This window comes from Olleya sp. Ti.3.14, assembly GCF_038154885.1.
Classification (GTDB): Bacteria; Bacteroidota; Bacteroidia; order Flavobacteriales; family Flavobacteriaceae; genus Olleya.
Genome location: NZ_JBAKAO010000002.1, coordinates 120,363 through 142,961, shown reverse-complemented (window position 1 = coordinate 142,961; position 22,599 = coordinate 120,363). Strand labels below are relative to the sequence as shown.

Here is a 22,599-nt window from a genome sequence, read left to right as displayed (position 1 = left end):
AAAACTTCGATAATTTTTTTTTGAAAAGAGTTAGTCTTAAATTTAAAACTTGAACCGTTAATCTACCTATGCTAAAAATAGCTTATCATCCTATTTATTGTCATCCATTGCCTGAAGGACATCGTTTTCCTATGTTAAAATACGAGTTGCTTCCTGAACAATTAATCCATGAAGGCACTTGTACTTTGGATAATTTTTTTGAACCTAATAGAATGCTAAATGAAGCACCAATATTAGCAGTACATGATCCCGAGTATTTTTACGATTTGCTTAATATTACATTGGATCAGCGTGCTGCGCGTAAAATTGGGTTTCCGTTGAGTGAGGTTTTAATTGAACGTGAAATTGTGATTGCAGATGGTACCATAAAAGCAAGTAAATATGCAATAAAAAATGGTATTGCTATGAATATTGCTGGCGGAACACATCATGCCTATACTAATCGCGGAGAAGCCTTTTGCATGTTAAATGATCAAGCCATTGGCGCCAGATTTCTTCAAAAAGAAGGATTAGCTAAACGTATTTTAATTGTAGATCTAGACGTGCATCAAGGTAACGGAACTGCACAAATATTTATGGATGACCCATCAGTGTTTACTTTTTCAATGCATGGAAAACATAATTATCCATTTAAAAAAGAACAAAGTGATTTAGATATTGCTTTAGAAAATAATGTTGGAGACACGGAATATCTTTCTATTTTACAGGACACATTACCCAAACTAATTAAAAATTTCCAACCCGATTTTATATACTATTTATGTGGTGTAGATGTAATTGCTACTGATAAATTAGGTAAACTTGGATTGACGGTAGATGGTTGTAAAACTCGTGATCAATTTGTTTTAGAAACCTGTAAAGCTAACAACATACCAGTTATGTGTAGTATGGGCGGCGGTTATAGTCCAGACATTAAAACCATTGTAGAGGCACATGCCAATACGTTTAGATTGGCTCAAGAAATTTATTTTTAAATGTAATGTAGCCTTACTTTATCAGACTATATACTTATGCTAAAAACATTTACAGAGTTTTCCACTAACGGAACATTAAAAATCTCTGACCAAAGTCTTTTAAAACAATTTACAACCTCAAAGCAAATTGGGCTTTATACCTTTATTCTTACTGGTAGTAATACCATTACTGCAGAAGTGGATGGTGTCCCTTTGGTTTTAAAACCGCATCAAATATTATCCTTAACGCCTATCCAAAATTTTAAATACATTGATGGGGACGATAGCGTAGTCTATCAATTTAACCAAGAGTTTTATTGCATAAAAGACCATGACAAAGAAGTGGGTTGTGCTGGTGTTTTATTTTTTGGGAATGATACTATTCCGGTGATTTCTTTAAACGAAAATGAGCAACACAAATTTAATGTGCTCCATGATATGTTTTTAGATGAAATTGAAACAGAAGATACTATTCAGGCCGAAATGCTTAGAATGTTATTAGCACGATTTATAATAAAGACCACACGTTTACTTAAAAATGAAACACCATCTGCACCACTTAATAAAGCTACTGACGAAACATTAAGACAGTATAACTTATTAGTAGAAACCCATTTTAAAGAAGCCCATCAAGTTAGTTTTTACGCAGAAAAATTATTTAAGTCTCCAAAAACGCTATCCAATAGCTTTGCTAAATCGGGACAAAGTCCTTTAAAAATTATTCATGAGCGTTTAGTATTAGAAACCAAACGACAATTAATGTATACTGACAAAACTGCTAAGCAAATTGCTTACGATATTGGTTTTGAGGATGCTTCACACTTAAGCAGATTGTTTAAAAAACAAACTAGCATTACCCTTTCTGACTTTAAAAAGGGTTTATAAACTTTATTTAAGGCCTTTATTTCTTCACAAAAATACAATTTGGGAAAAATCGACAATTACTAAGGTAATATCGTCGTTTTAAAACCCGCTTTCGCGTCGCATCTTTGCACTGTAATATAAAAACAAGAGCATTATGAAAACGACCATATCTATATTCAATCTAATTGAAATCTTTACAAAAGCAAAAAGAAAGCTAACCAAATCTATCAATCCACAAGAACATTGTGAGCATAAACAATTACACGATTACTATTGTGATGCAGAAATCAACAAAGGAATTATTGACAACTCAATTATATAAAAACACAACATTAAAAACATAAGATTATGACACCTATTAAAGCACTTAAAAGAGACGAAGTAAACGCAACCAATCAAGCTATTTTTGACCAATTAGAAAAAGCTGTAGGATTTGTTCCTAATTTATATGCAACGTATGCTAATAGCGAAACTGCTTTAGAAAACTACTTGAATTTTGCAAATGCAAAAACCTCTTTAAAAGCTAAAGAAAAAGAAGTAGTAAACCTTGCTGTAAGTGAAGTAAACAGTTGCATTTACTGTTTATCTGCACACACTGCAATTGGTAAAATGAATGGTTTTACAGACGACCAAATTTTAGAATTAAGAGCAGGAAAAGCCTCTTTTGATACTAAATTTAATGCTTTAGCTGCTTTAGCTAAAAACATTACAGAAACCAGAGGAAAAACAGACGCTACAATTTTAAACAACTTCTTAGACGCTGGTTATAACCACGGAAACTTAATTGATGTTATTGCTTTAGTTGGTGATAAAACAATCTCTAACTACATCCATAATACAACACAAGTCCCTGTAGATTTTCCAGTAGCACAACCATTAGAAACAGTAATATCTTAATTAATTAATTATAAACCTTAAAAATAAATAACAATGAAAAAATTAATCGCAACTTTAGTAATGACATTAACACTTTTAGTATCTGTTAATGCACAAGACAAAATGATGAAACATGATGCTGTAAAAACAGTAGCATTAGAGCAAACTACGGGTGAGTTTACTCAAAAAGGATTAACTATAAGTGAAGGGACTTATATTTTCGAAATAGCAAATAACGCGGTTGGAACAGATGTTGGATTTGTACTAATTAAAAAAGGTGCTGATGCTTCTAACCCAGAAAACCACATTAAAACTGCTTACGTAACTAGTGTTGTTAAGGATGGAGAAACGCAAACGTCTAGCGCAACAACATTAGCAAAAGGAGAATACACATACTTTTGTCCATTAAATAAAACACCACAGTACACATTAACTGTACAGTAATATATCAGCTTTTAAGCTGATCTAAAAATTCCTGTCTGCGATTACGCGAGACAGGAATTTTTGCATTTCCAGTCAAGATTACATAACCTTCATTCAGGTATTTTTCTATATAACTTAAGTTTATTAAATGTGATTTATGTACTAAATAAAAGTCGCTATGCTCTAATAATTTATTAAAATGCCCAATACTATTGGAGCTTAATAATGGCTTACCCTCTTTTAAATGAATTTTAGTATAACCCGCTTCGCCTTCGCAATGCACAATGTTTTCAATTTTAATAAACTCTAAGCCTTCCACAGACGGAATTATAATTTTCTTTTTTTGAAACGTTTGTACACCTAAGTTTTCAATTAACTGTTTATTTTTTTGAAGCGCAGATTTATCACCAATATTGTTTTCGGCATTAGCCACAGCTACTACCAGGTCTTTATTATCAACAGGCTTAACCAAGTAACCAATAGCGCAATGCTTTATAGCTTCAATAGCATAATTATCAAAAGCTGTTGCAAAAATGATTTCGAAATCAGGATTTTCAAATTGCTTTAATACATCAAACCCACTTAATTCTGGCATTGCAATATCTAAAAACACCAAGTCTGGTTTTAGGCTTTTAATTAACTCAATCCCTTCTTTTGGGCTTTGGCTTTCTGCTATTATTTGAACATTAGGACATAAACGTTGAAGCTTATTTTTTAAAATAGCTAACGCTTTACGCTCATCGTCTATTAATATGGTTTTAATGGTCATAATCGTCTTCATTTAAGCCTTCCTTAAAAATCAAGGTGACTTTGGTTCCTGTTTTATCGGATGTATCTGCACGATCCTGAATTGTAAACGCGACATCCCAATGCTTACTATCCTTTAGTAAAGTCAAACGCTCTTCTAACACAAAACTAGAATGTTCTGTATGCGTTTGTTTCTTTTTGGCATTCATAAGTTTAGACTTATTAATACCTATTCCATCATCTGTAATTTCAACTTTAAAACTATAATCATTGATGCTCACAAAGTCAATACTAACTTCTCCTTTTCCTTTTTTATGAAAGATACCATGGTTAATGGCGTTTTCTACAATAGGTTGTAAAATCATTGGAGGCAAAAATAAATCTTGTGTATCCAATGCTTTATCTATATTTAATTGAAAGTCAAAATCGTCTTCAAAACGAAGCTTTTCTATATCTAAATAATTTTTTAAAAGCGAAATCTCATGCGCTACCGAAATGCGTTCTTTTCGAGAATACTCAAAAAATTGTCGCATTAATTTTGAAAATTTAGATAGGTAATCTTCACTTTTTTCAACTTCGTTTAGCTGAATATAATATTGAATGGCATTAAGCGAATTGTGTACAAAATGTGGATTCATTTGTGCTCTAAGCGCATTAAGTTCCAGCTCGTGTTGTCGTTTTTGATTGTTTAGTTTGGTTTCTAATTGTTCTTGGATGAGTTTGTTTTTACGGTTATTGAACGTCATAAACAGAAATATTAGTGATAAAACCACTAATAAAGCAACTGAAAATAATGCTATGAAAATTAATTCTTTTTCAGACATAAAAAGCTTTTTATTATAAATCCATACATTAAACTGATGTTAATCGTGATAGGAATACGATAGTAAATACCTGACAACCCAAAATATTTTTGCAACAATACTAATGGTAAATAGCCAATATAAAACACTAAACACCCTGTAACAATCCAAAATTTTTGATCGGTTTTAAAATTGACAACCTCATTTTTGGCTAATAAATCAGAAAAAAATACTGTGCTACAAATTAGTATTGCAATTGCTAAAACGACTAAGGGGATTTTCCATAATACACCAAACTCTTGAAAAAACAGACAATAACCAATTGATACAATAAAGACAGAAATAAAGACGATGACCAGTCTTTTTGTTTGTAAAATGGATTTAAACCAAATAAGTAAAAACAATCCTGATATTATAGTATAACAATTATATACATAGGCACTTTTAACATCACATATAATTGGTAATAGATAGCCTAAACACTCAATAATTAATACAAAACCTAAAAAGTATATAAAATTACGTTGTGTAGTATTTTTATACTTTGGCCACATTACTATTGCAAAAACAAAAGCTGCAATTTGTGGTAACCACATTATTAATCTTAATATAATATCTTGGCTAAGCATTATTTAGATTATCCTTTAGTTTTATATTCTATACTATCAGGATCTCCTGCACTACCATAGTTAAGTGGGTTTAACTGGTTAATGTTTTGATGTGGAGCTTCAGTGTTTCTAGTAACTTCTTTAACCGTTGGAATAAAAAATAGGGTTGATCGCATGACGCTATCTTTATCTTTTTCAAATTTTACATTTTTAGCTCCAAAATATACTCTTAAACTAATTTCGTCTTTTGCATATTCTTTATCAGTATAAGCTTTAACGTATTTTATGTAGTTTTCTAATTCTTCAAGACTAAAACGAATAGCTCTAGAGTCTTTAATATATTTATTGTCCTGCATGTCGACACCTTCTATGGTATCCACTAATGGCTGATTTAATTTTTCGTTTATAAATTTATACTGATTTTCAAGATAGTTTTTCTCATACATTTCTGCTTTTTTTAATGAGATTAAACCTATTGGTTCTTTGTAAGAATCGTTGTTTTTTTGACACTCTTGAAAGAGTAAAAACCCTAGTACTAAACAAATGATTAGTAATGACTTTGATGTTAAATTTTTCATTGGTTGGTGGTTTAAATTAATAGCTAGATTACTAAGTTAGTATTTTACTTTTTAATATATTTTATTACTGTTTGTTTTCTTTTAAAAAGCAGCTTGTCCAACCGTCTTTATTAGACTTATTAAAACCAATGACTTCTGTAAACACATCTTGTCTTGTTTTTAACCTGGTTGATTGATCAAATTGAATGTCATAAAATGGTGTTTTTAACTTTTTAAAAGTTGCCATCACCTCTGCTCTAACATCGTTTTTTAATGAAATAGATGTTACTTCTTGTACTTCTCTAGAGACTAATCTAACAAAAGCAATATTGTCCTTCTGCTTGGTAACATGCTTTTTATATTCTGGTTTAATGGAAACATTATAAACGGTATTTATCCTGATATGATCTGACATTTGTTGATTGCTAGAGGATAATGAATCCAAGACTACAATCCCAGATTTTGCTAATTTTTTAATGTAACCTAACTCTACTAGACTTGTTCCTGCATTTTGATAAGTCATTTTACCAACATAAATTCCTTTTATAAATTCCACTGGATTTTCTGCATCGCAAGCTTTAATGTTTTGTATAGCTAATGCTTTAGTTAAACCATTATTTGCATCTGTACATGACGATAAAATAAGAGACATTATTAGTAGTCTAAATAGTTTTTTCATTGTTTAAAATTTAATAAAACTCAAGACTATTTGTATTAACAGTCTTGAGTTTGTTAGACTAATTTTGAAATTATGTAATGATTATTCTTCGTTTCCGTCGCAAATATTTTCGATTAGTGTGATAATATTTTCAGCTATATTATTAAAGTTAGGGACAATCATTTTATCTCCTAAAATATTATTATTAATAAGCTCTAGCTCATAATTAGACGATGCTAATGTCGATACTAAAACTAACTGTACGTTATCCAAATTAGCTTGAGTAGCCAATCCATTTAAAAAGGTATCATCAATAGCAGTATTAATATCATCATCTCCACCTGCTGGTGCATCTGTAATTATAAATACTAATTTAGTTATACCAGATCTCCAAGATCCCGAAAAATTATTATTTAAAATTTGATCCAATAATAATGCTCCTGGTTCTGCAAAACCATTGCCAGAACCCAATGACATATTTGCACTATTTAAATTAGCTAATTGCGTGCTAAAAGTTGTTTGATTTGCAGTAGCAAATGGCTCCATCATGGTTAAGTATTGCGCAGTAGTTGTACCTGAAGTAATAACTTGTTTTTGTGCAGCAGGTAAATTAGCATATCCAACCTGAGTATTGTAACTAGGAGTAGTACCTGCAGTAACCTCGTCAAAAACTGATAACGACAATCGGTAATCACCACCAGACTCTGTTACAATACTTGTTGCTATTGATGAAATTGAACTTTTAATACCTTCAATAGCTTCTCCCATACTACCTGTATAGTCTATTAAAAACGCTACGTCCATACCAGAGTCACATGAAAATGGAAAGGTGTCTGTTGGTGTGGTATAATCGCAAGCCTCGTCATCACTACATGCAGAAGCAAATAAAACTAAAACGGTTACTACTACTAATTTTATTGATGTGAAAAATCTAGATTCTGAATCGTTGTTTTTCATTTTATATATTGTTTTCATGATTATAATTTTTAATAAATTAAGGCAGTTTTTTGTTTTATATACTACCTTAATTTGACATTGATTTATAGCTTTTAATTTAATTGATACACACAACTTTAAATTCCGTTCTACGATTAATGGTGTGTTCGTTTTCCGAGCATTGCACGCCATCTGCACAACGATTTAATAATTCTGACTCTCCTGCTCCACGAGCAATTAAACGGTCTCTAGAAATACCTTTAGTCATTAAATAATCTACTGTAGATTGTGCTCTTTTTTGAGATAACTCTTGGTTATATTGGTTACTACCTCTAGAGTCTGTGTGCGATGACATTTCCACTTTAATAGTTGGATTATCTAGCATTAATTTTACAACATAATCTAAGTCTGGTCTTGCTGCAGGAAGAATATCCCATTTATCTAAATTAAAAATAATGTTATCTAATTTAATGGCTTGACCACAAGGATTCACACACATTTCGAAATCAATAAACAGTGATTTATTACGATCAACATCTGATGTAGACACTTCTACTTCATTCGAAAAATACCCATCTTTATTTCCGTTTAACGCATAAGTAGACGCTTGTTTTAAGTGAAAAATAAATGCTCCATCTAAGTCAGACAACGTATTTTTTTGTCCAGCTTTAACTTTATCTTTAAGAAGAATATCAACCCCTTGAATACCTTTGTCTGTATTACACTCTACTACGTTTCCTTTTAAGATGAAGTTTAAATCACCATATCTAATAACTTTTTGAATGCTATTACCATCTTTCTTACAAGCTTTAAAGTCCTCCTTGGTAATACTTGTTTCTTCCAAATTAACACCATATAATTTTCCTTTAACAATTAAATTGTCTTCGGCAACATCATTAAACACCACAACACCATATGCGTTAGTAATACCAGACTGTACAATATTTCCGTTTAAATCCGTTAAAACAACATCTGTATAAGGTAGTGTTTCATCTGTATATTTATCTCTAGCAGTAACCGTTACACCACAACCACAAGTTGCACAACATCTAGGCATATGGTCTTCTCCACAAACTTCGCAAACAGATTCTTTTTCTTTTTTATTAAATTTAAAAGTTACGCCTGCAAATAGTCCTACTGAAGATATATCACAATCGCAAGGTTCCTCTCTTAACATTGGACCACTTTGATCTAGGCTATTAAAATTTACGTCTACATCGTTAACCGTGTTAAAAGGATGGTATCCTGCAGCTATATTTAATGTTGGATCTAATTGCTCTGTAGCACTAAAATGTTTTAAATAATAAGCACCTACATTAATCCCAAAATTATCGTTTAAGTAATAGGTAAAACGCAATTGTCCTTTAAAACTAAAAACACTAGATAGGTCGTAACCAGAATGAAAGTTTAATAGTGTTGAAGCAGGATCGTCTGTTAACAATGTTCTTCCACCTTTTATTGACGCTAAACCAACTCTTGTATTCAGCTCTGCAGAGAAACGTCTAGACTGACTACGATACTGAAAGTTTGGACCTATACCCAAGAAGACTCTAGAAATATCATCTTCTGACAAAATGAAATTATTAATTTGACCTCCTCCTGCGTAAAAAAGATTGTCTGTTGGATAGGTGCTTTCTGGTTGGTTTTTGATGTAATCAAAATCAAACCCTAGACCAAACCAATTCCAGTAATAATCTAAGGATAATCCCAAATCCATTCCACCATTATAATCTATAAAAGGTGTGTTATTGTTATAACTTGGAAAGTCATAACCAATTCTTGGTGACAATTGAAAATAGTTATTGTCATCCTGTTGTGCGTTTGTAGTAAATGCCGAAGCAAATACAAATACGATTAATAAAAATTTTAATAGAGTTTTCATGATTTACATTTTTAAATTTTAGTTATACACGTTTATATAAAGAAGCTTTTAGTTTTGTTACCCTTCTTTATTAAAATTTGCATTAATCAATTTATTGGGAGTTGTCGCTATAGCACAAATGTCTAGAGTTAGACCCTGTAAATAAAGACCAAATAGGCTATTGGTCGTTTTGAATCCATTACTGGTTATAATCAAATCATGAGACATAAAAAAAGCCTGCTATTATATAGCAGGCTTTTTTTAATACGTTAAGTAGGATTACATACTTTGCAGTAAAATTATTGCAAGTATTAAACTAACTAAAGGCAAACTTAACAATAATGTTAGATTGTGACTGCTTGCTTTACTTCTGTTAAACTTAGCGTTAAGTACCTTTCTAGTTTTACCACTGTACTTTAACCAGTTTTTAATATGTATTGCTATCGCAATAAGCACAAATAAGGTCCATGCTTTTTGACTTGAAATAGTAGATGCATTCATTTTGGTTAAAAATGTTGCGGTAAAAACACCTAATAAAAAGAATAAGGCGATTTGTAACGCAGAGATATAAACTAAAGCAATAGTATTAGACTTTTGTTTAAAACGCGCTTTAAACGCAGTAAAAACAGTAAAAAAAAGTTGATCGAATGTTGTCATAAATTGAATAAAAAAACCTGCTACAATGTAGCAGGTTTTTTTTTAGATATTAGTTTTTGCAAAAATTATTCTGCAGAAATTTTTACGTTATCTACTTCCCATGTTGAAGCAGCAGAACTTGTTGAAGTATATTTAAAAGCAATAAATACATTTCCACCAGCAGCAGCAGATAAATCTAAGCTACCAGAATCTGTCCAAGATGACCAGCTACCTTCGTTAGTATCTAACGTTGGTGCTAATGCAACCCATGTTCCGTCTGTATTAGGATTTCCTCCTGTATAATCTGTAGCATAAAATACTTCTAAGTTATTACCACCATAACGTTTTACTGTTTGGAAAGATAAAAATGCAGATGGTACTGAAGATAAATCAATTGGTAATGAGATTAACCAATCTTCGTTTGTTTGTGCTCCACTAGCAAAACCATTCATAGTTGCACTATCACTTGGGTTACCAAAGTTGTTATAATACCATTCTTGTGCTCCTGTAACGCTAAACGTTGTCCACTTATCTAAGTTAGCAGCAGAGAATGAATCTTGAAATAAAGGATCACATCTAAAACCATCCATTACGACATCATCTGTAGTATTTAAGTTGATAATTAAGTCGTAACCATCATAAGTTTTGTTTACTATCCCAGAGATAGAACCTTTTCCATCTGTTGGTAATAATTCATTTTTAAAAGCAGCAAATGTACTAGACTCTAAAGTAAAAGTTCCAGAATCAGAACAGCTTTCAATAGATCTTTGAGAATCAAAATCGTCTGTAGGATCTACGTAAGGTTTGTTTTCTAAACCTGCAGGAAATTGTACGTTAACTAATTTTACAAACATACCAATATGCTCTTCTCCTACATCAGATAATTCTAATTCTACAGGCATAAGTGTTTCTGTAGTTGTTGATCTAAATAAGTGGTTAGGTATTTGGTTAGATGTCATTTCTAAAACATCGTTATCAAACGTATCAAATTTACCACCAATAGTTACAACATCATCACCAGTATTAGTTTCACCAATGTATAAATCTTTAAGATAGATATAAACCTCTCTACCTTTATTAAATTGGTTATAAGTATCTGCTTGATTTAACACTACCTTTAAAGTTTGTGTTGGGTCAGTTGGACTGTCTTGGATAAAAAATTCTTTATAAAAGTTTCCTGTTTCGTCACTTGAAGACACATAACCTTTAACCGCTATTTCTGATACAAATTGCGTCGCTTCGTATTGTACAAAGTTAGACTTAACTTGAGTTATTGTTTGTAACTCAACTTCTCCTGATTCAATTTTTGAAAGTAATTTATTTAAGGCAGCATTCTCTTCATTTCCTTGAGATTCTGGAACTGAATAATCGTCATTTTCTACACAAGAAGTTACAGCCAATAAAGCCATAAAACTAAATGCTAATGTTAAAAATTTATTCGTTTTCATAATTGTAATGTTAATTATTAATAATTTTTCTTTTTCTTTTTAAAATCTAAGATACACATTTACAAAGTAATTAGCACCTCTACCATACCAGTATTTAGGTCCAAAAACTCTTTTTTCAAGGTTTACATCATCTCTTAAAGCTCTGTAATCCGCACGTCTACCTTGTTCAAAACCTCCAGTTTTGTATTCTTTATCTAAAAGGTTACCTACACTTGCAAAGAAACCAATAAATTTATCTCCAATCTTCCAAGACTTACCTCCAACTAAATTTACTACCATGTAGCTATCAAATTTTTCTTGTTGTAATAACTCTTTTGCAATTGCTGGATCGTAATCGTTATACGGTAATCCATCTGCATCTGTGTAAAACTCAGTCGATCTAGATAATGGACTTACGTCTATGTAAGCATTATCAAAAAAGTTAGCTGTAGCACCAAACCACCAGTAATCTGGATCTCTGTATTCAAATCCAACTGAATAAGCTGTTTGCGGTCCACCTGCCACTTTATAATCCTTTAAGTTAGATGTACTAACTAATCCAGATGTATTAACAACATCTCCACCTTGTACATCAATAAAATCTTCTGAAGTTGATGTTACATATAAGTTTGGATTATTGTTGTAAGTATATTGTCCTACAGATGCTGCACCTTTTAATTTAATAGTAGGTGTTACTTGTGCTTCTATACCAAACTCTCCACCAATGTGTTGTTTTTCCACTCCTGATAATACCTCTTGGATAAATCCTGTAGTACTACCTTGTGTAAAGAAGAAACCTACTTCGTTAGCATCTTCTATTTTAGTATAAAAACCTGTTAATTTAGCTTTGATAATTGGAGATCTAAAGATATAACTTGCATCTACTGATGAAATTTTCTCTTCAGTAATATTAATATCTGTATTATTTACACCATTAATAACACCAACATAATCATGACTTTCTCTTGAGTTTGTATACGTGTTTCTAATAGAAGGTGCTTTAGCGATATAAGCTCCATTAAAATCTAATAAATGTTTACCAGATATTTTATAAGTAAATCCTGCTTTTGCACCATATCCTGTAAATTCGATTTTATCTCCTTTACCAAATGAGTTGTCTCTTTCAATACCGTTTTCGATATATACTTGGTTTTCGTTTTTATATAAACCTTCTCTTTGGTAATCTGTTTTTGTTACGCTTCCTGCTAAATAAAAATCAACTTTGTTGTATTTAAATTGTGCTTGAGCAAAACCAGATATTTCGTTAACGTATAAATTATAGTTGTATCTAAATTTATCTCCTACAAATGCAACTTGGTCAGGATTGTTTAAATCAAATTGATTTTGACTGAAAGAATCAACATTTAAAGCTCCTGTTGTGCTTCCTAATAAATCAATAATTTCAGCAAAGTTTTCAGAATCTAATTTTTTATAATTTACACCTGCATTAAACAGAATGTTTTGGTTAATCTCAGTATTAAAAATAGTATTTAATGTTAATTGCTTATCATCGTTTCTATCTTCATATAATACGTAGGCAGCATTTGCACCAGTTATATTATTAGTTAAGTTAGCATCTAAAATTCTGTTCCAATCAATTTGACCATCATTTAAAAACTCTTGTTCAGCTTCATATGCACCAGCTAAATCGTCATCTTCAAGAAAATAACTTGGTAGGTTTTGGTAGTATGCAGGACTTGGATTTTCTCCTCCAGCATAGTCTAAACGACTGTTTCCTACTTTACCAAATTGGTAACCTATGTTTGTATTTAAGCTTGTTTTTTCAGTGATATCCCAATAATGGTTTAACATTAAAATTGGCTCTTCCACTTCTTTAATACGAGAATTTTTTTGCTCTCCATCAAAATCTCCCCAAAACTCATTATACTTAATACCTTTAAGGTCATAAACCTCTTGTGTATTTGCAGAAGATTTTCCTCTTCTGTTTGGTGCGTATATAGATGTAAAGTTAATGCTATGCTTATCGTTTATTTTCTTTTCTACAGAAGCAAAAAATGAATTTGAATCATATAATGACGCATCCTGAAAACCTTCGTCTCCCCAACGTCTACCAATCATAAGTGTATATGCCCAACCATCTTCCATTAATCCAGAAGCATAACTAGCCATTAAACGATTTGTATAACTTCTGTTTGAAGAAGAGTAAGTAATACGACCACCTTCTCTGTAATTAGAAGCTCTAGTATTAATATTTGTAGATCCTAATACACCTCCAAATGTGTAAGCTGATGGTGTTAACCCTAAACTTAACTCTTGGTTACGCATAACGTCGTTTAATCCTCCCCAATTACTCCATTGTGGACGACCAGTATCTTGCTTATTCATTTCAACACCATTAATTAATACTTTGGCGTTGTCAGAATCTAAACCTTTAATTCTGAAAAATGAAGAACTAAATTCAAAAGCAGCTGTACGCTGAAAAATGTCTTGAGAAGCAGATAACAATCCTGAAATATTATCAGAACCACTTGTGTCATCATTTAACTCGTCATCAGATAAAGTAATGGTAAATAAATCTTGCTCATTTGTAACCGCTAGATCTAAAGTCATATCTTGGATATCAAGCGTCTTACCTTCGTTGATAATGATTGGATAAAACTTTGTAGTAAACCCATCTTTTTCAATTTTAAGAATTTGCTCTCCTAAAGGGACTTCATTCTTAAAAGTAAACTGACCAAACCCGTCTGTTTTTTCAGTCAATACTGTTTTTTGAATGGATACTGTTACATCTGGAATAGGCTCATCCGTTACTGCGTCCTTAACACTACCTTTAACTGTAGTTTGTTGTGCAACAAGTGTAAACGTTGAGAAAATTCCGAATAAAAAAATTAAAAAACTTTTTTTCATACTAGAAATTATAGTTAATAAAAATGCTTAACCGTTAAATAATCATTATTTAAGGCGTGCAAATTTACATTATTTATAATAAATATCTACTTTTGGCAGGAGTTTTGTATTAACATAACTATAACATAATATTAGAATACATGAAAAATTTTAAATTCTGGGCTGCAGCGTTTTGTTTAACGGTTGTTTTTTCTGTAAATGCTCAAGAAAAGAAGAAGTTTAAAGTACATACTGTTGCTTTTTATAATCTTGAAAATTTATTTGACACGATTAATGATCCAACAAAATATGATGAGGCTAGTCCAATGATGGAACTTAAAGCAGATCGCTCTGAAGTGTACAAGAAAAAAGTACATAACATGGCACGTGTTATCGCAGATGTTGGAAGTGACGTTACTAATAACACACCTGCACTTATCGGAATTTGTGAAGTTGAAAACATTAATGTAATTGAAGATGTTGTAAACGACCCTTTATTATTAGGTAAGGATTATGGTATAGTACATTTTGATGGTCCTGATAACAGAAGTATTGATGTTGGTTTGCTTTATCAAAAATCATTATTTCAAGTGGTATCAAAAAGCACACACACTTTAAAAATTTACGATGATAAAACACGTAAACGCGTTAACACAAGAGACCAACTATTAGTTACAGGAAAACTAGAAGGAGAAACAATGCACATTATTGTTAACCACTGGCCATCTAGAAGTGGTGGAGAAGCTAGAAGCAGACCAAAACGTGTTGCTGCTGCTAAGCTAAACAAAAGTATCATTGATAGTTTACAATCTATAGATCCTTATGCAAAAATTATTACTATGGGAGATTTAAATGATGATCCAACAAACTCTAGTGTTAAGGATGTTTTAAAAGCTGAAAGCGATAAAAACAAAGTTGACTTTAAAGGTATTTACAATCCTTATATTGATATGTTTAAAAAAGAGGGACTAGGTACTACTGCCTATAGAGATGCATGGAGTTTATTTGATCAAATCATGATAACTAAGCCTTTTTTAGACAAGGATTATTCAAACTTTACCTACTATAAAGCAGGTATATTTAATAAATACTATTTAGTAAACAAAAAGGGTCGTTATAAAGGTTATCCTTTAAGAAGTTTTGCTGATGGTGGATTTACTAATGGGTTTAGTGATCACTTCCCTGTTTACATCTACCTAGTTAAGGAGGTAAAAGACACTGACACCACAACTGAAACAGAAGTTAAAAAGAATTAATTTTTAAATTATATAAATAAAAAAAGCGACCTTAATTAAGGTCGCTTTTTTTATACTATAAATTTAACCATGCTTTCCATGGTATTTTAGCTAACACTAAAACTAATGCAATACTGTAAAAGATTGCAATTGACTTAAGTTTGTTAGTAGATGTTAGTTTCTTTTTATGCTTAGAATATCCAATAGTAATTAAGGCTACAGCTAGAATCATAGCAACAGGATGCTCAACAACATTTGATCGCATTGTTGCATTTTTCATGATTTCGCCCATACTCATTTCAGAGAAGTAGTCTGCAGCAAACCAAAGCACAATACCAATTAACAAATGTATATGAGATACAATTAATGTAAAAAGAGACATTCTAAAATCTCTAGCCTCATATTCCTTTTTTGTCACTGTTTTATACACTGCGTTAAAGGTTGCCACTACAATCATAAAAAGCACTAAATATGCCCAATAATGATGTAACCATTTTAATGTTGAATACATATATTTTTAGTTTATTAGTTAAGGTATAAAGGTAATAATTAATTACATAAAAAAAGCCTCTTCAATTGAAGAGGCTTTTAAAATTTATTCTTAATTAGATTTAGAAGTTATAACGAATACTAGCGTTCCAAGTTCTTCCATAACCAAAACGTCCGTTATTGCTTTTGTTAATTCCTTTATAATTTTCAGAATCATTAATTGAAGCTTCAGTAGAACCAAAAACAGACTCTAAATATACTTCATCAAATAAATTATTCACATTTACTCTGAATTGTAAAGAATTACTACCATTTTCGCCAACTAACATTTTGTATGATAATCCTGCGTCTACAGTTGTATAAGATGGTAGTGATAAAGGAGGTGCATCTTTGCTAAATGATCCTTCTGAATGTTGATCATTGTACCAATTGAATGCTGTATCGAAACTAAATCTAGGAAGAAATTCGTAATCTAAGTTTATTCCTCCAGTAACTTTTGCAGCACCACCTACATTTAGACCATCAACATCAATCTCAGTTTGAGTTCCTATTTCATTTCCATCTCCATCAAAAGTTCTTCTACTTGCATTACCTTCATATTTCCAATCACCCAAAGATAAGAAACCATTAACTTTTAAGTTATTAAAAGGTCTTGTAAAAACCTCTAACTCAACACCACTATGAACTTGCTTGATCCCTTGTGTTTGATATGACTCATAAGTAGCAGATTCTTGATTTTCACCATTATTAGATGGATCTGTTCTATTATCCCAAATAGTATGATATACATTAAAGTTTGCAGATATTTTATCACTTCCAAACTGATATCCAGCTTCTAAACCAGTGATTTTTTCATTTTCAACAGAAGGAACAATTAAATCCACACTGTTTCTAACATTATCATATAAATTGTCATGAAAAGGTTGGCGAGAATAATATCCTGCATTTACAAACACTTTATTATAGTTGTTAATTGCATAAGCAGCTCCTGCTTTTACATTAAAACCAAAGTTAGATACTTTATCAGAATCTGTAGCAACATCATAACTATACTCGTTAGTTACTTGGTGATCTTGATTTGATATTGCTCCTTGGAAAAAGGCAGAAACAGCATCTTTAGAATACTCTAACTGACCAAATACACCATAATAAGTAATTGTCTCTTCGTAGTTATACCCTAAACGTTGATTTGCATCTGTATTTGGGTTAAATACCATACCCCAAGGATTAATCCCTCCATAAGTATCAGTAATAGTATAATCTCCAAGAAATGTACTATTTGCAGATAATGAAGTTTGTCCTCCAATAAATTCATTTACACCTCTAAAGTGAACACCGTTATATGTTCTAACATCTGCACCAAAGTTTAGGTTTAATGTTTCACTTATTTTGTTATTATAATTAGAAACTAGACCAAACCAGTTATGGTTATTGTATGATCCTCTTGCATATCCAACACCATCATTTATTATTGCAGAAGCAAATGCACCACGACCTAAAGAACCATATAAAACTGTTGATAATGATGAATTATCATTAATAGTATAATCCCAACTTAAATTAGCTACAGGTTTGTGGTATATATTTCTACCTCCTGGGTAAATGCCTCCCTTGTCAATTGTGTTTGAACTATTAACTCCTGATTCATTCCAGTCGTTATATTTTCTACCATTTTCTAGAAAGGTTCCTATAGATCCTCTTCCAGCAGCAGCATGCCATTGTGGTGCTCCTGTAAGCAAAAAGTTAAATGCATTTTTTTCGTTTGGTTGATAACCTACAGAAAAGAAATACGTTTGTCCTTGTCCAGCTGTATAGTCAACATATCCATCACCTTGCCAATGACCTAGTAATCCTGAGAAAGACCATCCCTTTTCATTAACTCCTGTAGAAAAATATGCAGTAGTTTTTGTGTAGTCATCATTACCAATCATTTGTTGTACAAAACCACCTTCTTTTCTATCAATAGTTTTAGTTACAATATTTACAGTTCCTCCAACAGAAGAAATCGCTAATTTTGAAGCCCCTAAACCACGCTGTACTTGTATTGCATTAGCAACATCCATTACTCCTGACCAGTTAGACCAATACATTTTACCGTCTTCCATACCATTAATTGGTTGCCCATTTAATAAGAATGCAGTATTAGTTTGATCAAAACCACGTAAAAACATTTGACCGTCTCCAAAACCTCCGCCTTTAACATTCTGTACAGAAGGTGTTGATTTTAATACTTCTGGCAAATCCCAGTTTCCTGCTTTTTCTTGAATTTCCGCAGCTTTAATTGTTGATACAGCTACAGGTGTCTTTCTACCACTAGCTAAGTCAATTACTCCAGATCCAACAATTACAATTTCATCTAAGGAGTTGTTAGAAATTAAAGATAAATTACCTAAATCAGTATCTCCGCTGAATGGCATACTAATTTTACCATAACCAACGTAAGAAATTTCGATAACTCCTGAAGGCGATTTAGTTTTTAAAGTAAAATTTCCATCAAAATCAGAAGTAGTTCCATTTGTAGTACCCTTCTCTACAACACTAGCAGTAGGTAGCGGTGAGTTTAAATCGGCATCCATAACTGTTCCTGTAACAGTACTTTGAGCCATAGTAAATGCAGTACACATAAGTGTTACTGCTAAAAACATAACTTTAATTGTGTTTTTCATTGTGTTTAATTATGATTTGTTAGTTTCAAATTTTGTGCAAAAATACGACTAATTATAGTTGCAATATTAACTTAACGTTAACAATTTTACACAAAGCGAAGTTACGTATACTTTTTAGTATTACATAATACAAATCAAATCAACCAATAAACAAATTTTTTAACAATGCTTACCTTAATTTTTTGTAGATATTAAGCAAATTTAACGTGGAACCGTCATGATCATCAAAAGCCTGATTGTCAAACTCATTTAAAATTTTATTTGCCAGTTGCTTTCCTAACTCAACTCCAAACTGATCATAACTATATATATTCCAGATTATTCCTTGTACAAATATTTTATGTTCGTACATAGCGATTAACTTACCTAAGCTTTCGGGTGTAAGCTTTTTAATGAAGATGGTATTTGTTGGCTTATTACCTTCAAATACTTTAAATGGTGTTAATTCTTTTATTTTTTCTACTGAAAGGTTTTGACCTTCAAATTCTGCTTCAACTTCTGCTTTTGTTTTACCATTTAATAAAGCTTCTGTTTGCGCAAAATAATTAGACATTAATTTATCCTGATGATCTTGATTACCATGTAATGACTGTGCAAAACCAATAAAATCTGCTGGAATTAATTTGGTCCCTTGATGAATTAATTGAAAGAATGCATGTTGCGAATTTGTTCCTGGTTCTCCCCAAATTAATGTTCCTGTTTGATAATTAACAAGATCACCATTACGATCAACACTTTTACCATTACTTTCCATAATACCTTGTTGCAAGTACGTTGCAAACTGAGTTAAGTATTGTGTGTACGGTATTACAGCTTCACTTTCAGCATTAAAAAAATTATTATACCAAATGCTTAATAAGGCTAAAACAACTGGAATGTTTTGATCAAAGTCTGTACTTTTAAAATGCGTATCCATTTTATTTGCTCCAGCTAAAAGCGAATCAAAATTTTTGTAGCCAACCGATAAACTAATTGTTAATCCAACTGCACTCCATAACGAGAAACGACCTCCAACCCAATTCCACATTGGAAAGATATTATTTTGATCAATCCCAAACGCCTTTACCTTTTCAATATTAGTAGACACTGCTACAAAATGTTTTGCAACATCCTCTTGTTTAGCATGTTCTAAAAACCAAGTTCTGATAGTATTAGCATTAGATAACGTTTCTTGCGTTGTAAATGTTTTAGATACAATTACAAATAAAGTTGTTTCTGGATTTAATGTTTTTAAAACTTGGTTAACATGATCACCATCTACGTTACTTACAAAATGCGTTGTTAAATGATTTTTATAATATTGAAGCGACTCCACAACCATTGCTGGTCCTAAATCACTACCACCAATACCAATGTTTACAATATCTGTAAAGGCTTTATTTGTATATCCTTTTAGTGCTCCAGAAATTACTTGATTAGAGAATGTTTCAATTTTTTGTTTTACTTCAAAAATCTCAGGCATAACGTTTTTGCCTTCAATTAAAATCGTATCTGTAGCTTTAGCGCGCAATGCAGTGTGCAACACCTCTCTACCTTCCGTTTTATTTATGACTTCTCCAGAAAACTGAGACTGAATAGCGTCTTTTAACTTTGTTTCTTCTGCTAATTCTAGTAGTAAGTTAATAGTTTCAGAAGTAATTCTGTTTTTTGAATAGTCTACATAAAAATCTTCCCAATTAATAGCCATGTGATTTGCTCTATCATTATTTTGAGCGAACAAATCTTTCATTTCTAAACCTTTTACGTTTTCAAAATGTGCTTGTAATTTTTTCCAAGCTTTAGTGGTCGTCGGGTTGATTGAAGGTAATGCCATTACTTAGTATAAGTTATTGAGTTTTTAGACGTTTCTTGAATATCTAAAATTTGATTTTCGTCAATTGGAAGGATAAATTCAATCTCATCTAATTGCGTTTTAAGTGGTTTTACAAATTTTAAATATTTAGCTTTTAAGCTATCCGAAATAGCCTCTGCTTCTGGTAATTTTTGTTTAAATGGATCAACTTGTTTTCCGTTTTTCCAAAAACGATAACAGACATGTGGTCCAGATGTATTACCTGTCATACCTACATAACCAATAACATCTCCTTGTTTAACAAAATCGCCTACTTTAGCTTTACGCTTACTCATGTGCAAGTATTGCGTGCTGTAGGTCGAGTTGTGCTTAATTTTTACATAGTTACCATTTCCGCCACGTTTTGCAGATTCAATTACAGTCCCATTTGCGGTTGCTCTAATTGGCGTACCAATATTAGCTGCAAAATCAGTCCCTTTATGTGGTCTTACGCGATTACCATACAAAGCAATTCTACGGTTTAAATTATATCTAGAAGAAATACGTTTATACTCGACAGGTGCTTTTAAAAATGCGCGTCTTAAATTTTTTGCATCTTCGGTAAAATAATCTTTTAATCCTCTAACAGTATCTGTTTCAAATTCAAAAGCATAAAAATCTTCTCCGTTGTGCTGAAAGTAAGCTGCTTTGATATTATCAATTCCAGCATAAATACTATCATCGATATATTTTTCGGTATAAATTAATCTAAATTTATCGTTTTTTTGAAGTCTAAAAAAGTCAATCGTCCAAGCATAAATATCAGACATTTTATAAGCTAATAATACACTTTTACCTTGCTTTGCAAAAGCTTCAGAAATATTAGACTCGATAACACCTGAGACTTCTTTCTCTACAAATTTTATAGGCTTAGTGCTTGAATAAGCATGAATTGAATCTTGAAAATTGATTACAACATAGTCCGTTTTAGTAGGTTGATATATAAAACATTTTGGTTGTTGAAGCGAATCGTTTGAACACAACAGTGTATAAGGTTTACCAATTTGTAATCGCGTAATATCAAAACTATCCTTTGTTTGTTGGGCAATTTGAAATATTTTAGAATAGTCTATTTGATTACGTTGTAAGATTTCGCCAAAGCTATCACCTTTTCTAATGGTATCGCGCTTAACTATATAATCGTTAAGTTTAAAACCAAACTCATAAACCTCTTCAGGCTCAATAACCGAAACAGTGTCTATTGGTGTTTTATCTTCTTTTTTACAACTAATTATTACTAAAGCAAAAGCTAGTAATATCAAACATTTTTGCCCCAATCTTCTAATTCTTGTTTGCTCCATAAATCCGGAAAAAATATTCGTCTTTGATACTTTGGATGCATATATTTTACCCATTCACTTCCTCCTGTTGCTTCTGCAGTTTTTCCACCAATATTTAAATAGTGATTTGCAGTGTTATAATGAGCCATTACCCAAGTAATATTTACTGTGTAATCGTAATGACGCATTGCTTTGATTAAATCTTTATCTTCTTTAACATCTTGTGGTAAACTTTTGAAGATTGTCCACAAGTTATGTGTGTTATAGAATTCTGCAAATCTAATAAATTCGTCTTTGTATTTAGCTTCAAAAACTGTTAATGTATAGCTTTTTTTACCAGTTTTGTAGTCCTTTCCTGCTGCTTGCCAATATAAATGTTCAAACGCATGTTCAAAAGAAGTATTACGATCTATGGTTTCTCTAAACCTATTGTCAATTAGATTAATTAACTCGGTTGAAGCAAATTCAATTTTACGATATTGAGCCGATTGAAAACCACTTGCAGGTGTTAACGAATTACGAAATTTATTGTATTGTTCGACATCCATTCCATCTTTCATTACTGTAAACGAAGATGTTAATACATCAAAATAGCGACTGATACGCATGATTTTAGTTTCAAAAAAAGAAGCTGTTATATTTTCTTTTTTTGCGACTTGGTCAATCTCCCACAAAATCATTTTAAACAACAACTCATTTACCTGATGGTACATTAAAAAGACCATTTCGTCTGGCAAAGTTGTGCGTTGTACTTGTAAGTTTAAAAGCGCATCTGTTTGAATGTAGTCCCAATAATCGATAGGCTTACTATGCAATAAACCCTCTAAATGTGTATTTACATTTTGATCTAATGCGTTATATTTATCTTCTAACTGGTTGGTTATTTTTTGGTCTACACTCAT

21 protein-coding genes are annotated in these 22,599 nt (G+C 31.6%); 6 read left to right on the top strand and 15 right to left on the bottom strand.

Annotation, left to right across the window (positions count from 1 at the left end; all coding sequences use genetic code 11):
* The first annotated feature begins 68 nt into the window (after nt 1-68).
* The 5 genes from V6251_RS04870 to V6251_RS04850 all read left to right on the top strand — a co-directional run bounded on the left by V6251_RS04870 (nt 69) and on the right by V6251_RS04850 (nt 3,137).
* Entirely contained in the window at nt 69-974 is a 906-nt protein-coding gene (locus V6251_RS04870) for a histone deacetylase family protein (RefSeq protein WP_341587266.1), read from the top strand.
* Nucleotides 975-1,010: 36 nt separating this feature from the next.
* Nucleotides 1,011-1,838, top strand: a complete 828-nt coding sequence (locus V6251_RS04865) for a helix-turn-helix domain-containing protein (RefSeq protein ID WP_090836650.1) — start codon at nt 1,011-1,013, stop codon at nt 1,836-1,838.
* A gap of 133 nt (nt 1,839-1,971) precedes the next feature.
* Complete coding sequence (locus V6251_RS04860) at nt 1,972-2,139, top strand: hypothetical protein (RefSeq protein ID WP_157814064.1); 168 nt, start codon at nt 1,972-1,974, stop codon at nt 2,137-2,139.
* A 26-nt stretch (nt 2,140-2,165) separates the two neighbouring features.
* The gene (locus V6251_RS04855) at nt 2,166-2,714 is read left to right on the top strand and encodes a carboxymuconolactone decarboxylase family protein (RefSeq protein ID WP_101202064.1); all 549 of its coding nucleotides are present in this window, start codon (nt 2,166-2,168) and stop codon (nt 2,712-2,714) included.
* Between the two features lie 33 nt (nt 2,715-2,747).
* Nucleotides 2,748-3,137, top strand: coding sequence for a plastocyanin/azurin family copper-binding protein (locus V6251_RS04850; RefSeq protein WP_101202065.1), 390 nt, complete (start codon nt 2,748-2,750; stop codon nt 3,135-3,137).
* Between the two features lie 4 nt (nt 3,138-3,141).
* On the opposite strand, the gene V6251_RS04845 is transcribed toward V6251_RS04850, so the two are convergent.
* The 10 genes from V6251_RS04845 to V6251_RS04800 all read right to left on the bottom strand — a co-directional run bounded on the left by V6251_RS04845 (nt 3,142) and on the right by V6251_RS04800 (nt 14,217).
* Nucleotides 3,142-3,897, bottom strand: a complete 756-nt coding sequence (locus tag V6251_RS04845) for a LytR/AlgR family response regulator transcription factor (protein WP_341587265.1) — start codon at nt 3,895-3,897, stop codon at nt 3,142-3,144.
* Nucleotides 3,875-4,687, bottom strand: a complete 813-nt coding sequence (locus V6251_RS04840; protein WP_341587264.1) for a sensor histidine kinase — start codon at nt 4,685-4,687, stop codon at nt 3,875-3,877. The genes V6251_RS04845 and V6251_RS04840 overlap by 23 nt, the downstream gene beginning before the upstream one ends.
* Complete coding sequence (locus V6251_RS04835) at nt 4,669-5,295, bottom strand: hypothetical protein (RefSeq protein WP_341587263.1); 627 nt, start codon at nt 5,293-5,295, stop codon at nt 4,669-4,671. Before V6251_RS04835 ends, V6251_RS04840 begins: the two co-directional genes overlap by 19 nt.
* 8 nt (nt 5,296-5,303) lie before the next feature.
* On the bottom strand, nt 5,304-5,852 hold the full coding sequence (locus tag V6251_RS04830) for a hypothetical protein (protein ID WP_341587262.1): 549 nt from the start codon (nt 5,850-5,852) through the stop codon (nt 5,304-5,306).
* Nucleotides 5,853-5,916: 64 nt separating this feature from the next.
* The gene (locus V6251_RS04825; RefSeq protein WP_341587261.1) at nt 5,917-6,510 is read right to left on the bottom strand and encodes a hypothetical protein; all 594 of its coding nucleotides are present in this window, start codon (nt 6,508-6,510) and stop codon (nt 5,917-5,919) included.
* Between the two features lie 81 nt (nt 6,511-6,591).
* Entirely contained in the window at nt 6,592-7,464 is an 873-nt protein-coding gene (locus tag V6251_RS04820) for a hypothetical protein (protein ID WP_341587260.1), read from the bottom strand.
* A gap of 79 nt (nt 7,465-7,543) precedes the next feature.
* Entirely contained in the window at nt 7,544-9,307 is a 1,764-nt protein-coding gene (locus V6251_RS04815) for an OmpA family protein (RefSeq protein WP_341587259.1), read from the bottom strand.
* 258 nt (nt 9,308-9,565) lie between these two features.
* Complete coding sequence (locus V6251_RS04810; RefSeq protein WP_341587258.1) at nt 9,566-9,943, bottom strand: hypothetical protein; 378 nt, start codon at nt 9,941-9,943, stop codon at nt 9,566-9,568.
* A gap of 65 nt (nt 9,944-10,008) precedes the next feature.
* The gene (locus tag V6251_RS04805) at nt 10,009-11,370 is read right to left on the bottom strand and encodes a DUF5689 domain-containing protein (RefSeq protein WP_341587257.1); all 1,362 of its coding nucleotides are present in this window, start codon (nt 11,368-11,370) and stop codon (nt 10,009-10,011) included.
* Between the two features lie 39 nt (nt 11,371-11,409).
* Nucleotides 11,410-14,217, bottom strand: coding sequence for a TonB-dependent receptor (locus V6251_RS04800; protein ID WP_145005683.1), 2,808 nt, complete (start codon nt 14,215-14,217; stop codon nt 11,410-11,412).
* Nucleotides 14,218-14,357: 140 nt separating this feature from the next.
* On the opposite strand from V6251_RS04800, the gene V6251_RS04795 reads away from it, so the two are divergent.
* Nucleotides 14,358-15,452, top strand: coding sequence for an endonuclease/exonuclease/phosphatase family protein (locus V6251_RS04795; protein ID WP_341587256.1), 1,095 nt, complete (start codon nt 14,358-14,360; stop codon nt 15,450-15,452).
* 55 nt (nt 15,453-15,507) lie between these two features.
* On the opposite strand, the gene V6251_RS04790 is transcribed toward V6251_RS04795, so the two are convergent.
* From V6251_RS04790 to V6251_RS04770, 5 genes are all read right to left on the bottom strand, one after another.
* Nucleotides 15,508-15,942, bottom strand: a complete 435-nt coding sequence (locus V6251_RS04790) for a hypothetical protein (protein WP_145005677.1) — start codon at nt 15,940-15,942, stop codon at nt 15,508-15,510.
* 100 nt (nt 15,943-16,042) lie between these two features.
* Nucleotides 16,043-18,586, bottom strand: a complete 2,544-nt coding sequence (locus V6251_RS04785; protein WP_341587255.1) for a TonB-dependent receptor — start codon at nt 18,584-18,586, stop codon at nt 16,043-16,045.
* Nucleotides 18,587-18,755: 169 nt separating this feature from the next.
* A complete protein-coding gene (gene pgi, locus V6251_RS04780) occupies nt 18,756-20,399 on the bottom strand; it encodes a glucose-6-phosphate isomerase (protein ID WP_341587254.1) in 1,644 nt (547 codons plus the stop codon).
* The gene (locus tag V6251_RS04775) at nt 20,399-21,718 is read right to left on the bottom strand and encodes a M23 family metallopeptidase (protein WP_341587253.1); all 1,320 of its coding nucleotides are present in this window, start codon (nt 21,716-21,718) and stop codon (nt 20,399-20,401) included. Before V6251_RS04775 ends, pgi begins: the two co-directional genes overlap by 1 nt.
* Nucleotides 21,676-22,599 (bottom strand): tryptophan 2,3-dioxygenase family protein, encoded by a 924-nt coding sequence (locus V6251_RS04770; RefSeq protein WP_341587252.1) that lies wholly within the window; start codon nt 22,597-22,599, stop codon nt 21,676-21,678. Before V6251_RS04770 ends, V6251_RS04775 begins: the two co-directional genes overlap by 43 nt.

What these genes read in the sequence shown, in the direction of transcription:
- V6251_RS04870 (WP_341587266.1), top strand. Translation starts at nt 69, where the DNA reads ATGCTAAAAATAGCTTATCATCCTATTTATTGTCATCCATTGCCTGAA.
- V6251_RS04865 (WP_090836650.1), top strand. Translation starts at nt 1,011, where the DNA reads ATGCTAAAAACATTTACAGAGTTTTCCACTAACGGAACATTAAAAATC.
- V6251_RS04860 (WP_157814064.1), top strand. Translation starts at nt 1,972, where the DNA reads ATGAAAACGACCATATCTATATTCAATCTAATTGAAATCTTTACAAAA.
- V6251_RS04855 (WP_101202064.1), top strand. Translation starts at nt 2,166, where the DNA reads ATGACACCTATTAAAGCACTTAAAAGAGACGAAGTAAACGCAACCAAT.
- V6251_RS04850 (WP_101202065.1), top strand. Translation starts at nt 2,748, where the DNA reads ATGAAAAAATTAATCGCAACTTTAGTAATGACATTAACACTTTTAGTA.
- V6251_RS04845 (WP_341587265.1), bottom strand. Translation starts at nt 3,897, where the DNA reads ATGAAGACGATTATGACCATTAAAACCATATTAATAGACGATGAGCGT.
- V6251_RS04840 (WP_341587264.1), bottom strand. Translation starts at nt 4,687, where the DNA reads ATGTCTGAAAAAGAATTAATTTTCATAGCATTATTTTCAGTTGCTTTA.
- V6251_RS04835 (WP_341587263.1), bottom strand. Translation starts at nt 5,295, where the DNA reads ATGCTTAGCCAAGATATTATATTAAGATTAATAATGTGGTTACCACAA.
- V6251_RS04830 (WP_341587262.1), bottom strand. Translation starts at nt 5,852, where the DNA reads ATGAAAAATTTAACATCAAAGTCATTACTAATCATTTGTTTAGTACTA.
- V6251_RS04825 (WP_341587261.1), bottom strand. Translation starts at nt 6,510, where the DNA reads ATGAAAAAACTATTTAGACTACTAATAATGTCTCTTATTTTATCGTCA.
- V6251_RS04820 (WP_341587260.1), bottom strand. Translation starts at nt 7,464, where the DNA reads ATGAAAACAATATATAAAATGAAAAACAACGATTCAGAATCTAGATTT.
- V6251_RS04815 (WP_341587259.1), bottom strand. Translation starts at nt 9,307, where the DNA reads ATGAAAACTCTATTAAAATTTTTATTAATCGTATTTGTATTTGCTTCG.
- V6251_RS04810 (WP_341587258.1), bottom strand. Translation starts at nt 9,943, where the DNA reads ATGACAACATTCGATCAACTTTTTTTTACTGTTTTTACTGCGTTTAAA.
- V6251_RS04805 (WP_341587257.1), bottom strand. Translation starts at nt 11,370, where the DNA reads ATGAAAACGAATAAATTTTTAACATTAGCATTTAGTTTTATGGCTTTA.
- V6251_RS04800 (WP_145005683.1), bottom strand. Translation starts at nt 14,217, where the DNA reads ATGAAAAAAAGTTTTTTAATTTTTTTATTCGGAATTTTCTCAACGTTT.
- V6251_RS04795 (WP_341587256.1), top strand. Translation starts at nt 14,358, where the DNA reads ATGAAAAATTTTAAATTCTGGGCTGCAGCGTTTTGTTTAACGGTTGTT.
- V6251_RS04790 (WP_145005677.1), bottom strand. Translation starts at nt 15,942, where the DNA reads ATGTATTCAACATTAAAATGGTTACATCATTATTGGGCATATTTAGTG.
- V6251_RS04785 (WP_341587255.1), bottom strand. Translation starts at nt 18,586, where the DNA reads ATGAAAAACACAATTAAAGTTATGTTTTTAGCAGTAACACTTATGTGT.
- pgi (WP_341587254.1), bottom strand. Translation starts at nt 20,399, where the DNA reads ATGGCATTACCTTCAATCAACCCGACGACCACTAAAGCTTGGAAAAAA.
- V6251_RS04775 (WP_341587253.1), bottom strand. Translation starts at nt 21,718, where the DNA reads ATGGAGCAAACAAGAATTAGAAGATTGGGGCAAAAATGTTTGATATTA.
- V6251_RS04770 (WP_341587252.1), bottom strand. Translation starts at nt 22,599, where the DNA reads ATGAGTGTAGACCAAAAAATAACCAACCAGTTAGAAGATAAATATAAC.